Origin of the sequence: Verrucosispora sp. TAA-831, assembly GCF_050780145.1 — a bacterium.
In the GTDB taxonomy this organism is placed as follows: Bacteria; Actinomycetota; Actinomycetes; order Mycobacteriales; family Micromonosporaceae; genus Micromonospora.
The window spans coordinates 4753150-4767421 of sequence record NZ_CP192240.1 but is presented as its reverse complement, the minus strand read 5'-3'; the positions used below and the strand labels follow the sequence as shown (position 1 = coordinate 4767421).

Here is a 14272-nt window from a genome sequence, read left to right as displayed (position 1 = left end):
GGTTCGGGCCGACCTGCGGGTACCGTGTCGCCCGTGTTCCCTACCGTCCGTGAGGTCCTCGCGTTGGACCCGGTCCGCCACGGCGCGCCACGCCTGGTCGCCGGGGAGGCGGGACTGGACCGGCCGGTGCGCTGGGTGCACGTGGCCGAGGTACCGGACATCGCCACCCTGCTGCGCGGCGGTGAACTGGTGCTGACCACCGGCATCGGGCTGCCCGGCGAGGATGCCGGGCTGCGCGCCTTCATCGGGGATCTCGCCGGGGTCGGCGTCTCCGGGCTGGTGGTCGAGCTGGGCCGTCGCTACCACACCGGGGTGCCCCGGGTGATGGCCGCCGCCGCCGAACGGCACGGGTTGCCGCTGGTGGAGTTGCGCCGGGCCACCCCGTTCGTCCGGGTCACCGAGGCGGTCCACGCACTGATCGTGGACGCGCAGCTCACCGAGTTGCGGGCAGCGGAGGAGATCCACCAGCGGTTCACCGAGCTGTCGGTGGAGGGCGCCGATCCGGGCGAGGTCGTCCGGCAGGCCGCCGAGTTGTCCGGCTGTCCGGTGGTGTTGGAGAACCTCTCCCGGCAGGTGCTCGCGTACGACCCGGCGCGGGAGAACGCCGAGTTGCTGCTCGACCGGTGGGAGCAGCATTCGCGACGGATCCAGCCGGTCGGCCGTACGGTCTACGACCCTGACAGCGGCTGGCTGGTGACCATGGTCGGGGCCCGGGGGGAGGACTGGGGACGGCTGTTGCTGCGCTGGCCGGGCGGGGGCGAGTGGAACTCGGCGCGGGATGCGGTCACCGGTCCGGTCTCGCCGCCGAACCGGTTGACCATCCTGGTCGAGCGGGCCGCGTCGACGCTGGCACTGGGGCGACTGATCCGGCGCGACGCCGAGGGACTGGAACGACAGATCCACCGCACCCTGCTCACCGCGTTGCTGGACCGCTCCCGTCCGGTGGACGAGGTGGCCCTGCGGGCACGCGGGCTCGGGCTGGTGTTGGAACGCCGACACCTGGTCGGGGTGGTGGTCCGGCACCGGGCCGACGACCCGGAGAGCGCCTCGACCGGGACCGGTGACGGGGACGATCCCGGTCCGGCCCGGCTGCGGGACCTGGCCGAGGCGGTGGGCCAGGCGGTGCGGGAGGCGAACCTGACCGGCCTGACCAGTGCCGTGGACGACCAGGCGGTGGGAGCGTTGCTGGCCCTGCCCGACCCGGCGGCGGAGGAGCGGGCGCTGGCCTCGTTCGCCGCCGCGCTGCGCCGGAACCGGCCCGAGTCGAGATCTTCCGACTCGGCTACGACCCGGGCTGCCGGAGCCGGGAAGGGAACCGAGCCGGCTCGGGCGGTGGGCGGTGGCAAGAGCGCCGAGCCGGGCCGGGGCGCCGGTGGGCTCATCATCGCGGCCGGCTCCGGGGTGAGCAGCCTGCGGGAGGCCGGCCGGTCGCTGATCGAGGCCCGGCAGGTCGCCGAGGCCGCCCGCAACGACCGCCGGGACCTGCCGATCTTCCGGCTGCCGCACGTCGGGCTCGCCGGGCTGCTGCACCTGCTGCGCGACGAGCCGCGCCTGCAGACCTTCGTCGAGCGTGAGCTCGGGGCATTGTTGGCGTACGACGCCCGGCACCCGCGTGAGCATCTGCTCGGCACCCTGCGGGCGTACCTGGAGCAGGGCCGCAACAAGTCGGCGGCGGCCGTCGCGGCACACCTGTCCCGACCGGCGTTCTACGAGCGGCTGGCCCGCATCGGCCGCATCCTCGACGTCGACCTCGACTCCGTCGACGCCTGCCTCTCCCTCCACGTCGCCCTGCTGGCCCTCGACGCCATCCGCACCTCCTGACCCACGCCCGCCGCGCCCCCGCCCGCCGCCCCCGCCCGCCGCCCCCGCCCGCCGCGCCCGGCCTCCGCCGCGCACCGCCCCCGCCGCGTCGATCATGGAGTCGTGGTGAGAACAAAAGCCGCGTTAGTGGCGATATCGACTACCACAAGTCCATGATCGCCGGGCCCAGGCAAGGCCCAGGCGTGGGGTCGGGGCGCTCGCGGCCGGGGCGTGCGGCACGATCGGTGCGCGGAACCGCACCGAGGCGGCGGCCTACGCGATCCGGCACCGGCTCGCCTGACGCCCGTCACTCGCTCAGCGAGTGCAGGGCCTTGGTGTAGGCGGGCGGGACGTAGCTGGGGCCGCCGCCGGGAGTGAAGACGTCGGAGGTGGCGGCCGTGGCCCACGCGCTGTCCGGCACGGCGGCGACCAGGGTGCGGACGACCGGGGCGTCGCGCCAGTCCGGCTGCTGGGCGAGCAGGCTCAACGCCACCACCGACTCCTCCACCTCGCCGACGCACTCGAACGGCTTGTGCCCGTCCACGCCGAGCAGTTCCCGGTAGCCGGGGATCTGCGACTCGTCGGCGAGCAGGTCACCGCCGAAGATGCGGGTGATCCGCTCGCGGGACATGAACGGGGCCAGGGCCAGGAAGACGAACCGGCACTTCGGGCAGTCGCGGCACCAGCGCTCGCTGGCGTCGCGTAGCTTGAACGCCGCGTTGCAACTGGTCACCACGTCGTCGTACCGGTCGATGCCGGCGAACAGTCGGGCGATGTGCAGCTCCGACAGCGGGCGCAGCAGGGAGAAGTACGGTTCGGTGAGCCCGGCGTGCTCGGCCAGCGCCGCCCGGAGCAGCCCCTCGGCCTCGACGCCCTTGGACCACTGGTGGTTGACCTCGTGGCCGTTCCAGATCAGGTTCGGGTCGGAGGCGGACCGCTCGTTGGACATGACCACCGGACCCAGCCCGTGCAGCACGGCGGTGGCGACCGCGATCAGCGAGTTGATCGCGGTGACCGGGATGTGCCCGTTGCGGGCACCGGCCGCGTTCAGCTCGAACAGCACCGGGTCGAGGCGTCGCCGGGCGGCCAACGGGGTGAGCCCGGAGGCGGCGTTCACCGCCGTGATCACGTGGTTGGGGTTGACCGAGAAGGGGACCGGGTCCAGGCCGGCGCGACGCATCGCCTCCAGGCTGACGATCGAGTCCTTGCCGCCGCCGACCGCGCTGAGTGGTCGCCGGTCCGAGTTGTCGTGTTCGGCGACGGCGGCGACCCGACCCTGCGGGATCACCGGGGACAGGTCGAGCACGTACGGCAACTGGTTGCGGTACGCGTACTCGGCCAGGCCCTTGGTGTAGACGGCGGTGACGAACTCGGCGGCGGCCGGGCCCAGCGGCGCCGGCAGCACCAACTGCCCCGGCGCGGCGGCCTTGTAGTAGCTGACGCCGGCCACCACGTGCAGCAGCTCCAGCACCCGGCCGAGCGCCGCCACGGCGGCGTCCGACGGCGACTCGTCCGGCACCGGAAGCGTGATCACCTCGGTGAAACGCTGCTCGCCGTCGGGCCCGGTCAGGGCGTAGTCGAACAACGCCTCCCCGGTCGAGAGATCGATCGAGTAGGACGGGAAGGTGAACGCGTCCATCCGCGCCAGTTGCGTATTGGGCACACGCCATACTAGGCCCTGGTTCGTCCGGCCGTGCCCGGCTCCGCCGGACCCCGCACGTGCCCCGTTGTCGTCGCACCCGAGGAGAAGCTGTGCGCCTGTCTGACCTGCGCGGACGTACCGTCGCCGTCTGGGGGGCGGGTCGGGAGGGCCGGGCCGCGGTGATCGCGATCGCCGCCCACGGCCCGGCCGATCTGGTCGCCGTCGACGACAGCGCCAATTTCCTCTCGCTGCCCTGGGAGGGGCCGCTGGCGGAGGCGGCCCCGCTGGTCACCGGCGAGGAGGGCTTCGTCCGGTTGGCCGCTGCCGACGTGGTGGTCCGGTCGCCGGGCGTGCCGCAGACCCACCCGTGGCTGGTGGAGCTGCGCCGCCGGGGCGCCACCGTCACCCAGGGCACCTCGCTGTGGATGGCCGACCACGGTTCGCGCACCGTCGGGGTGACCGGCAGCAAGGGCAAGAGCACCACGTCCAGCCTGATTCACCACCTGCTGACCGCGGTGGACCGGCCGAACGTCTTCGGCGGCAACATCGGCGTACCGACGCTGGACCTGCCGGAAGCCGAGCTGTACGTGCTGGAGCTGTCCAGCTACCAGTGCAGCGACCTGACCGACTCGCCCCGGGTCGCGGTGGTCACCGCGCTGTTCCCGGAGCACCTCGACGCGCACGGTGGCGAGCGGGAGTACTACCGGGACAAGCTCAACCTGCTGGCGTACGGGCCGAACACCGTGGTCGTCAACGGTGGCGACCCCCGGCTGCTTGTCGAGTTGGGCGACCGCGCGGCGGTACGCGCCGGCAGCGCGGAGTCGGTGAACGTGGCCGCCGGCCCGGACGGTACGCCCTGGTTCCACCGGGTCGACCAGCCGTTGTTCCCCCGGGCGGTGCTGCCGTTGGTCGGTCGGCACAACGAGGGCAATCTCTGCGTGGCGCTGGCCGTGCTCGACGCCCTCGGCGTGGATCTGGTCGAGCGCAAGGACACCCTGGCCGTGGCGGTCGCCGGCTTCCAGGGGCTGGCCCACCGGTTGACCGAGATCGTCGACCCGTCCGGTCTGACCTTCGTCGACGACACGCTGGCGACCAGCCCGTACGCGGCCATGCACGCCATCGACGCGTACGACGGGCGGCCGTTGACCGTGATCGTCGGCGGTACCGACCGGGGCGTGGACTACACCCCGCTGCGCGAGCACCTGGCCGAGCGGGAGCTGACCGTGATCGGCATCCCGGACAGCGGGCCGCGGATCGTCGAGGCGTTGGACGGGCTGCCCAAGGTGCGTACCGAGCTGGTCGAGGAGCTCGCCGACGCGGTCCAGTTGGCCCGGCAGGTCACGCCGGCCGGTGGCGTGGTCCTGCTCTCCCCGGCCGCGCCCAGCTACGGCCGGTTCCGCAACTTCGAGCACCGCTCCGAGGTCTTCGCCGAAGCGGTCCGCGCCACCGCCCCGGCCTGACCGAGCCCGTCAGGCACTCGTGGACGGTCGCTGCGCCAGGGTGGTGTGCAGCGTACGCATGGAGCGGATGGCCGAGCGGATCTCCTGGAGATACCGGCCGGGGGTGAGGGTGGGCTCCGGCAGGTCGTCCAGGTCGGGTCGGGCGGGGTCCACGCCGACGGTGTCGATCTCGCAGCCGTACGGCACCGCCAGGGTGCGCAACGCGTCGCAGTGCTGGAACGGTACGTAGATCGGTGCGGTGACCAGCAGGACCGGTTCGCCGGGGGAGAGCCGGGCGTGCTCGGCCCAGAACCGCTGGGTGTCGGCGGTGTGTGCGCGTCGCCGCTGCGGCTCGCTCGACGGGGCGGCCAGCACCCGCACCGGCGGTAGCCCGGTCGGCCGGTAGGTCCGCGACGACCAGGAGTGGTGCGGATGCCCGGCGTCCACGCCGTCGGTGGAGTCCGGTTCGCGGAGTCCGAAGGTGCGCCGGACCGCCGAGTCGAGCACGTCGACCTCGGTGTCGCCGCCGCTCACGTCGGCGTCGGCGAGCGTGCCGCGTTCCGTCTCGGACAGTGGCCGGAAGCTGCCCAGCACCGCCACCTCGCCGGTCACGTCGACCCGGTCGCGCAGCAGGTGGGCGGCGTAGGCGACCCGGCGCAGGCAGGCGTGGGCCAGGCCGCCCAGCACCACCAGGTGTGCGTACCGGGTGTGGGCCGGTGGGCGGGGCCGGACCAGCCCGAGCGCGTCGGCGGCGGCGAGGACCCGGGCGCGGCGGCCTGCGTCGAGGTCGGGTTCCCGGGCCTCGGGTCGTTCCCGGCCCGCACGGAAGTCCCAGTGCGTGGCGGAGAACCCGTCGAGCGCGGCCAGCGTGGCACCGAGGTCGCCGCCGGGCCATCGGCCGCCGAAGCAGGCCACCAGGTCCCGTATCGGCGGGCTGTCGATCCAGCGGTTGATGCCGTCGATGATCGCGGCGGCCGGGTCGGTGGGACCGCCGCCCGGCAGCGGGACCAGATCGGGGGAGCCGGTGGGCGGCGGTGCTCCGGCCGGCCCGGCGACGGGGGGTGGGGCGGCCACGGGCGGTGGGAGAGGACGCTCGGGCACGGATCGGATCGTACCGGCCGGTGGCCCGGCGTGACGGTCGAGCGGGCCGGTGGGCGGCCGTTGACGTTCTGTCAACGGCTGTCGACCAGCGGGCGACACGTTGGCTCTTGTCCGGGCAACGACGGTGGTGACACCGTCGCGGTTACCGCGAACCGAAGGGTGCGACGATGACCGACGATCTGCTGGCCCGGCACCGGGCCGTGCTGCCGTCCTGGATGCCGCTCAACTACGCCGAGCCGATCGAACTGGTCTCCGGCGAGGGCCGCCGGGTCACCGACGCCCAGGGGCGCACCTACCTGGACTTCTTCGGCGGAGTGCTGACCAACATGATCGGCTACGACATCGCCGAGATCCGCGAGGCGGTGCAGCGGCAACTGTCCACCGGGATCGTGCACACCTCGACGCTCTATCTGATCCGGCAGCAGGTGGAGTTGGCCGAGAAGATCGCCCGGCTATCCGGGATCCCGGACGCCCGGGTCTTCTTCACCAACTCCGGCAGCGAGGCCAACGAGGCGGCGCTGCTGATGGCGACCAACTACCGCCGCTCGCACCAGATCCTCGCGGTCCGCAACAGCTATCACGGCCGCACCTACGCGACGATGGGCGCCACCGGCAACCGGGGCTGGTCGGCCAGCGCGCTCAATCCGCTCCAGGTGGCCTGGCTGCACTCCGGTGAGCGGCTGCGCGGCCTGCTCGCCCGGCTGCCGGAGGGCGACCGGGTCGACGCGGCGGTGGAGGATCTGCGCGAGGTGCTCGCCACCCAGACCTCCGGCGACGTGGCCTGCCTGATCGCCGAGCCGATCCAGGGTGTCGGCGGGTTCGTGCACGGGCCGGACGGCCTGTTCGCCGGGTGGAAGAAGGTCCTCGACGAGCACGGCATCCTGCTGATCTCCGACGAGGTGCAGACCGGCTGGGGGCGCACCGGCGAGCACTTCTGGGGCTACCAGGCCCACGGCGTCACGCCCGACCTGCTCACCTTCGCCAAGGGCGTCGGAAACGGGTTCGCCCTGGCCGGGGTGGTCGGCCGGGCGGAGGTGCTGGAGTCGGTGCCGGCGATCAGCTTCTCCACCTACGGCGGCAACCCGCTCAGCACCGCCGCCGGCAACGCCGTCCTGGACTACCTGCTCGACCACGACCTACAGGCCAACGCCGCCCGGGTCGGTGCGGTCCTCGGCGACGGCCTGCGCGCGGCGGTGGCCGGTCTCGACCAGGTCGCCGAGGTACGCGGCAAGGGCCTGATGCTGGCCGTGGAGTTCGTCCGTCCGGGCAGCGGCGAGCCGGACCCGGCGCTGACCGGGCGGGTGTTCGAGGCGTGCCGGCAGGGTGGGCTGCTCGTCGGCAAGGGCGGGCTCTACGGCAACGTGCTGCGGATGGGACCGCCGCTGACGCTCACCGAGGAGGAGGCCCGCGAGGGGCTGGCCATCCTGGTCGAGGCGATCCGGGCCGCCGTCAGCGAGGAGGTTGACCGGTGAGCGCGAGGAGTGAGCCGGTTCTGCGAGCCCCGCAGTCGCGAACGGAAGGCGGTGCCCTGAACCTGATCGGGCACTTCGTGGACGGTAAGCGGGTCAGCGGCACCTCGACCCGGCGTGGGGACGTCTTCGACCCGGCCACCGGTCGGCGTACCGGGCAGGTGGAGCTGGCCTCCGTCGCGGACGTGGCGGTCGCCGTCGAGGCGGCCGAGCGCGCCGCGCGGACCTGGCGCGACGCGTCGCTGGCGAAGCGGACGGCGGTGCTGTTCGCCTTCCGGGAGCTGGTCAACGCCCGCCGGGACCGGCTCGCCGAGGTGATCACCGCCGAGCACGGCAAGGTGCTCGCCGACGCCGCCGGGGAGGTGCAGCGCGGCCTGGAGGTCATCGAGTACGCCTGCGGCATCCCGTCGGCGCTGCGCGGCGGTTTCAGCGAGAACGTTTCCACCGAGGTCGACTCGTACAGTCTGCGGCAGCCACTCGGCGTGGTCGCGGTGATCAGCCCGTTCAACTTCCCGGTGATGGTGCCGCTGTGGTTCGTGCCGGTGGCGGTCGCCGCCGGTAACGCCGTGGTGCTCAAGCCGAGCGAGAAGGACCCGAGCGCGGCGCTGCTGCTGGCGGAGTGGTTCGCCGAGGCCGGCCTGCCCGACGGGGTACTGAACGTGGTCAACGGCGACGCCGAGGCCGTCGACGCGCTGCTGGATCACCCGACGGTCAAGGCGGTGTCGTTCGTCGGTTCCACCCCGGTGGCCCGGCACGTCTACCAGCGCGGCACCACGGCCGGTAAGCGGGTGCAGGCCCTCGGCGGCGCGAAGAACCACATGGTGGTGCTGCCCGACGCGGATCTGGACCTGGCCGCCGACGCGGCGGTCAATGCCGGGTTCGGGTCGGCGGGGGAGCGGTGCATGGCGATCTCGGCGCTGGTCGCGGTGGAGCCGGTCGCCGACGACCTGGTGGCCCGGATCGCGGACCGGATGGCCGGGCTGCGCACCGGTGACGGGCGGCGTGGCTGCGACATGGGTCCGCTGGTCACTGCCGCGCACGCGGAGCGGGTCCGGGCCTACGTCGAGGCGGGGGTGGCCGCCGGGGCGGTGGCGGTGGTCGACGGGCGGAACGTGACGCCCGACGGCGACCCGGACGGCTTCTGGCTGGGCCCGACCCTGTTCGACCGGGTCACCCCGGACATGTCGATCTACACCGACGAGATCTTCGGTCCGGTGCTGTCGGTGCTGCGGGTGGCTTCGTACGACGAGGCGGTGGAACTGGTCAACGCCAGCCCGTACGGCAACGGCGCGGCGATCTTCACCAACGACGGCGGGGCGGCCCGCCGCTACCAGCACGAGGTGGAGGCCGGCATGGTCGGCGTCAACGTGCCGATCCCGGTGCCGATGGCGTACTACTCGTTCGGCGGTTGGAAGGCGTCCCTCTTCGGCGACCTGCACGCGCACGGTGCCGACGGGGTGGCGTTCTTCACCCGGGGCAAGGTGGTCACCAGCAGGTGGCTGGACCCCCGCCACGGCGGGGTCAACCTCGGCTTCCCCACCCAGACCTGAGCAGGCGCAGGACACCCGCACCGGCCAGGTAGGCGACCAGGGCGGCGACCGGCAGCCCGAGCGGCTCCGGTGCGGTCTTGGCGGTGGCGCTGTTGGCCACCAGGGCGTACCCGACGGCGCCGAAAGCGGCGACGGCCGTGACACCCACCCAGCGACTGGTGGGCCGGCCGTCCGTCGGGGTGGAGCGGCCGGTGCGGGCCTCGATCGGGCCGAAGACCGCGACCAGGGCGGCGAGTACCACGGTGAGCAGCAGTACCCAGGGCAGCCGCCAGGCGAGCCAGGCCGCCGACCCGGCCGACGGGGTGGGCAGGAGACCCAGCCGGTCCAGTGCGCCGACCAGCAGGATCACCGCGCTCAGGTGCCACAGGAAGACGGTCAGCACGACCGAGTTGACGGCGATCACGGCCTGCCAGGGTCGGCTGCGGTGCAGCCACCGTTCGGCCCGCTCGCGCAGCAGCAGGATGAGCCCGAGTTGGGCGGTGGCCACGGCCAGTAGCGCGATGCTCGGCGGGGCGGCGTTGTCCAGTCGCTGGCCGGGGATGTTGATCATGCTGATCGGGTACGGGCCCGGCCCGGTGAGCAGCACCGCGACGCCCAGACCGGTGACGGTCAGGACCAGGGCGGCGCGGCGGGACATCGGCAGGCATCTGGTCCATCGGTGCGCCCTTCGTGGCCGGGCCGTGCCGTTCCCGCTCGGGTCGCAGTGCCCTCGGCGGGCGTCGTACCAGGCGAAGCCGACCTGGTGCACGGCCAGCCAGCCGAGCAGGTAGTTGGGCAGGGCCGCCGTCTCGTGGCCGGTCGCCCGCCCGAGGTCCCCGGCGGCCACGAGCAGCGCCAACGCGATCGGCACGGCCAGTCCGAAACGGCGGTGCAGCGCGTACGTGAGCGGGGTCAGCGGCACCACCACGAGATAGGCGGCGAGGAACCACAGCGGGATGGTGGCGAACCAGACGACGGTGCGGACCATGTGCGGCTCGGCCCCGACCAGCCGGGCCACCAGCGCGCTTCCGACCAGCGCCAGCACCAACGCGCTGGTCGGGCGCAGCAACCGGGCGCTGCGCCCCAACAGCCACCCGGTCGCGTCGCCGCCACGGCTGCGGTGCGCGGCCAGCGAGGCGGCGTTGGCGTAGCCGCCGACCAGGAAGAAGACCGGCATCACCTGGACCGCCCAGGTCAGGGGAAGGGCCCACGGGATCGCGGGCAGGGCGGAGTGGCCGTCGGGCTGCCCGTGCTCGTCGTAGCCGATCGTCGCGACCGCCCAGTGTCCGAGGACGACCATGATGATCGCCAAGGCGCGCAGCAGGTCCAGGTAGCGCTCGCGGTCAGCCGGCGTCCGTGCGGCGAGTCGGGCCAGGCGGCGCATGATCCGAGGGTATGCGCCCGTGGCGTACAGCGGACGGCTGACCGCCGTCCGGGGCGGCCGAACGCAGTCCGGGCGGGGCCGCCGAGAATGGCACGATGAGATCCGTGGACGGCACTCCGGTCACCCTCAACCCGTACGATCCGCACTGGGCGGTGCTGTTCGCGCAGGAGCGGGTCACCCTCGAAACCGTTCTGAAGCGGTGGCTGGTGGGGCCGGTCGAGCACATCGGCTCGACATCGATTCCCGGCCTGGCGGGAAAACCGATCATCGACATGATGGCGCCGGTACGCAGCCTCGCGGAGGCGGTCGCCGCCATCGAAGTGGTGACCGCACTCGGCTACCGCAACGGCGTGCACCGCCCGGAGGAAGCGCACTATTTCTTCAAGCCGGCGACCGACAACTGGTGGGAGCGCACTTTTCAGCTCCACCTCACCGAGCCGACCTCGCTGCTGTGGCGGCGACGGATCGCGTTCCGCGATGCGCTGCGGGGACACGCGGACTATCGGTCCCGGTACGAGCGACTCAAGCGCGATCTCGCGCAGGCTCACGGCGTGGACCTCGCGGCTTACGCCCGCAACAAGGACGACTTCGTCAACGAGGTCCTCGGTGTCCGCCACCGGACGCAACCACCGGCCGTCAGTGACCCGGAACGGTGACCATCCGATCGAGCAGCGGGCCGGCTTCCCGCCGCATCTGCGGTGGTGGCCCTGATGTCCGGTGCCAAGAACGGCACCTGACTGCCCGCCTCATCGGTCTTCCCGGCCCCTTTGCTCTGCTGCACCCCACGCAACGAATTCGCGCCGATCATGTTGCGCCGGTCGAAGCAGAGCAAAGGGGGTCGAGGGGGCGGGGCCGGCTGCTTCCAAGGTGACCGACTGGCATCTTCGAGGATGACGTCAGTCGATGTCAGTTCTATCGCCCGAGTGCGAATGCGGGAGCTGCCGCGTGGCCGTCGGCAGCGACGCCGACCGGAGCCCCAGGGCGGTCGGGGTGGCCGGTGGCGGGTGGGTCAGGTGGGTGGGGGGACCAGGCGGGCGTGCAGGGCGGTCGGGTCGGTCACCTCGGGCAGTTCGCGGGCGGCCAGCCAGGCGGCTGCGGCGGCACCGTCCCCGGCCGATCGGACCGGGGCGTGCGGCCAGCGTCGTCGGGCCTCGGCGTGGACGGCGGCGGCCAGCGGGGTGTCGCCGGTCAGCAGCCCGCCGCCGAGCACCAGGACGTCGGTGTCGTCGGCCGGTCGGATCCGGCCGACCGTGTCGGCCAGGTGAGCGCCGGCCGCGTCCAGCAGCGCGACCCCGGTCGGCTCGCCGGAGGCGGCGGCGTCGAGCACCAGCGGGGCGAGTCGGGACAGTTCCACCGGTGGGCGGCGGGTGACGACCTGCACGAGCGCGTCGACGGTGTCCCGGGGGCGTGCGGCGACCTCGGCGGAGCCGGTCAGTTCGGTGAGCACCCGTCGGCCGAGGTCGCCCGGGTCGGTGCCGCCGTCGAGGGCGGTGAGCAGTCGACGTACCGCCGCTCGGCCGAGCCAGAAGCCGGAACCTGCGTCGCCGAGCAGCCAGCCGTGCCCGTCGGCGACGCGGTGCAGGCGCAGGTCCCGGACCTCGGCGGCGATCGCGCCGGTGCCGGCGACGAGGACGGTGCCCCGTGGTGCGGCGGTGCCCGAGGCGTACGCGACGAGGGCGTCGCCGTGCACCGCGTACGGGCAGCGCAGCCCGGCGGCCCGCCAGGCGTCGGCGAACGCGGCGCGTCCGGTCGGGTCGGCCTGGAGACGGCCGGCTCCGGCGAGTCCGACGGCACCGGCGCGTACCCGGGTCGGGTCGATGTCGGCCAGTGCCGCGCGCAGGGCGGTCAGGAGTTCCCCGGCGGCGCGGGTGGCGCCGTGACTCGTGGGGTTGCCGCCACCGGCTCGGCCGGTGCCGAGGCGGTCGCCGCCGAGGGTCACGGCGAGCGCCCGGGTGGACGTGCCGCCGATGTCGAGGCCGATCACGACGGTGTCGGACATCGGCGCCCACCTCCTTGATCGATCTACGTTCATGCTGGTCGCGGCACCTCTTCAGGGCAAGGCGCGGATCCGGCGTCGGATGGTGCGCCAGGTAACAGTTTGAAAACTTCGCCCACGGTCTTGACACGGAGGTGGCTTCAGTAAGAACTTTTACCACTATCAGTTAACAGTCTTTTCCGAAAGGCGTCCCATGGTTGATCACGAGGCGGACACCTCCGCGGGCACCGCGGTGGCCGACGCCGACCGGGTTGACCGGCGGGGCGCCCTCGGCGTCGGCTCGGGCGGGATACTCGCCCGAGTGCGCAGCGGGTCCGACGAGCTGACCGGCGCGCTGCGCCGGGTCGCCGAGCACGTCCTGAGCGACCCGGAGGCGGCGGCGCGGGCCACCATCGTCGAGTTGGCCGAGCGCAGCGGCACCTCACCGGCGACCGTCACCCGGTTCTGCCGGGCGATGGGCTTCGACGGCTACGCCGACCTGCGGCTGGGCATCGCCGCCGAGACCGGCCGGGCCCGGTCGGCCGGCTGGACCGTCGACATCGGACGCGAGATCCAGCCCGGCGACCCGCTGGACCGGGTCCTGGAGCAGATCATGGCGGCCGACACCCGGGCCATGCACGACACCGCCGCGCTGCTCGACCTCGACGAGGTGGAACGGGCCGCGAACGCCATCGCCGGGGCGAGCCGGGTCAACATCTTCGGGGCCAGCGGCAGCGCCCTGGTCGGCGAGGAGATGCAGTTCAGCCTGCATCGCATCGGGGTGGCCGCCTGGGCGTGGAACGACGTGCACTCCGGGCTCGCCTCCGCCGCACTGCTGCGTCCGGGCGACGTCGCGTTGGGCATCTCGCACAGCGGCCAGACCCGGGAGGCCATCGAGATGGTGGCCGAGGGCGGCAGCCGGGGCGCGACCACGATCGCGCTCACCGGCTTCCGTCGCTCGCCGCTGGCCGAACTGGCCGACATCGTGCTGCTGACCGCCAGCCACGCCACCACGTTCCGCCCGGACGCGCTGTCGGCCCGGCATCCGCAACTGGTCGTCCTCGACCTGCTCTACATCGCGGTCGCCCAGCGCACCCACGACCGCGCACACGCGGCCTTCCGGCGTACCGCCCAGGCCGTCGACGGACACAAGGCCGCGAGGGGAGCCAGCGCATGATCAGCGCCCAGGGGTACGCGGACGCGGTCCGCCCCGTCCTGGACCGTCTCGTCGACCGGGGGCACGAGCCGCTCGGCCGGGCCGCCGACCTGATCGCCGCCAGCCTGCGCGACGGCGGGGTGCTCCAGGCGTTCGGCGCCGGGCACTCCGAGGCGTTCGCCGCCGAGCTGGTGGCCCGGGCCGGCGGGCTGGTGCCCACCAACCGGCTCACCCTGCACGACCTGGTGCTGCACGGCGACGCCCCGCGCGACGTGCTCGCCGACCCGAAGCTGGAGCGCGACCCGGCCATCGCCCACCAGCTCTACGAGATCGCCGCGCCGCAGCCGCAGGACGTGTTCGTGGTGGCGTCCCAGTCCGGCATCAACGGCTCGGTGGTCGAACTGGCCCTGCTGGTCACCGGTCGCGGTCACCCGTTGATCGCGGTCACCTCGGTCGAGCACACCGGACGGGTCGCCCCGCGCCACCCGTCCGGCCGGCGGCTCGTCGATCTCGCCGACGTCGTGCTGGACAACGGCGCGCCGTACGGCGACGCACTGCTGCCGCTCGAGGGCGGCGGCGCGGTCTGTGCGGTCTCCTCGGTCACCTCGGCGCTGCTGGCGCAGTTGCTGACCGCGGAGGTCGTACGACGGTTCCACCAGGCCGGAGAGGCACCCCCTATCTACCTCTCCGCCAACGTCCCCGGTGGGGACGAGCACAACCTCGCCCTCGAGTCGCGGTACGCCGGACGTCTCCGGCGCACCGCCTGACCCGACACCA

At 73.2% G+C, this 14272-nt stretch carries 11 protein-coding genes; 7 read left to right on the top strand and 4 right to left on the bottom strand.

Going from position 1 to position 14272, the window contains the following annotated elements:
- Positions 1-24: 24 nt before the first annotated feature.
- Positions 25-1821 (top strand): PucR family transcriptional regulator, encoded by a 1797-nt coding sequence (locus tag ACQVFL_RS21085; protein WP_431727440.1) that lies wholly within the window; start codon positions 25-27, stop codon positions 1819-1821.
- Positions 1822-2107: 286 nt separating this feature from the next.
- Here the strand turns inward: ACQVFL_RS21085 and ACQVFL_RS21080 are convergent, their stop codons facing one another.
- Positions 2108-3463, bottom strand: a complete 1356-nt coding sequence (locus ACQVFL_RS21080) for a hypothetical protein (RefSeq protein WP_396698663.1) — start codon at positions 3461-3463, stop codon at positions 2108-2110.
- 89 nt (positions 3464-3552) lie between these two features.
- Here ACQVFL_RS21080 and murD point away from each other — a divergent pair, with 89 nt between their 5' ends.
- Positions 3553-4902 (top strand): UDP-N-acetylmuramoyl-L-alanine--D-glutamate ligase, encoded by a 1350-nt coding sequence (gene murD / locus ACQVFL_RS21075; RefSeq protein ID WP_431727439.1) that lies wholly within the window; start codon positions 3553-3555, stop codon positions 4900-4902.
- Between the two features lie 9 nt (positions 4903-4911).
- On the opposite strand, the gene ACQVFL_RS21070 is transcribed toward murD, so the two are convergent.
- The gene (locus ACQVFL_RS21070) at positions 4912-5982 is read right to left on the bottom strand and encodes a hypothetical protein (RefSeq protein ID WP_431727438.1); all 1071 of its coding nucleotides are present in this window, start codon (positions 5980-5982) and stop codon (positions 4912-4914) included.
- Positions 5983-6149: 167 nt separating this feature from the next.
- Between ACQVFL_RS21070 and ACQVFL_RS21065 the strand changes: the two genes are divergently transcribed.
- Positions 6150-7454, top strand: a complete 1305-nt coding sequence (locus ACQVFL_RS21065) for an aspartate aminotransferase family protein (RefSeq protein WP_431727437.1) — start codon at positions 6150-6152, stop codon at positions 7452-7454.
- A 56-nt stretch (positions 7455-7510) separates the two neighbouring features.
- Complete coding sequence (locus ACQVFL_RS21060; RefSeq protein WP_431729868.1) at positions 7511-9001, top strand: CoA-acylating methylmalonate-semialdehyde dehydrogenase; 1491 nt, start codon at positions 7511-7513, stop codon at positions 8999-9001.
- Here ACQVFL_RS21060 and ACQVFL_RS21055 read toward each other — a convergent pair.
- Positions 8973-10364, bottom strand: coding sequence for an acyltransferase family protein (locus ACQVFL_RS21055; protein ID WP_431727436.1), 1392 nt, complete (start codon positions 10362-10364; stop codon positions 8973-8975). The two genes, ACQVFL_RS21060 and ACQVFL_RS21055, sit on opposite strands and share 29 nt — an antisense overlap.
- Positions 10365-10468: 104 nt before the next feature.
- On the opposite strand from ACQVFL_RS21055, the gene ACQVFL_RS21050 reads away from it, so the two are divergent.
- Entirely contained in the window at positions 10469-11020 is a 552-nt protein-coding gene (locus ACQVFL_RS21050) for a GrpB family protein (RefSeq protein ID WP_431727435.1), read from the top strand.
- A gap of 353 nt (positions 11021-11373) precedes the next feature.
- Here ACQVFL_RS21050 and ACQVFL_RS21045 read toward each other — a convergent pair whose 3' ends face one another.
- Positions 11374-12363, bottom strand: a complete 990-nt coding sequence (locus ACQVFL_RS21045) for an N-acetylglucosamine kinase (RefSeq protein WP_431727434.1) — start codon at positions 12361-12363, stop codon at positions 11374-11376.
- A 190-nt stretch (positions 12364-12553) separates the two neighbouring features.
- Here ACQVFL_RS21045 and ACQVFL_RS21040 point away from each other — a divergent pair, with 190 nt between their 5' ends.
- Together ACQVFL_RS21040 and ACQVFL_RS21035 are read left to right on the top strand one after the other, a co-directional pair.
- Positions 12554-13516, top strand: a complete 963-nt coding sequence (locus ACQVFL_RS21040; RefSeq protein ID WP_396698677.1) for a MurR/RpiR family transcriptional regulator — start codon at positions 12554-12556, stop codon at positions 13514-13516.
- A complete protein-coding gene (locus tag ACQVFL_RS21035) occupies positions 13513-14262 on the top strand; it encodes a sugar isomerase domain-containing protein (protein ID WP_396698679.1) in 750 nt (249 codons plus the stop codon). Before ACQVFL_RS21040 ends, ACQVFL_RS21035 begins: the two co-directional genes overlap by 4 nt.
- The last annotated feature ends 10 nt before the right edge of the window (positions 14263-14272 follow it).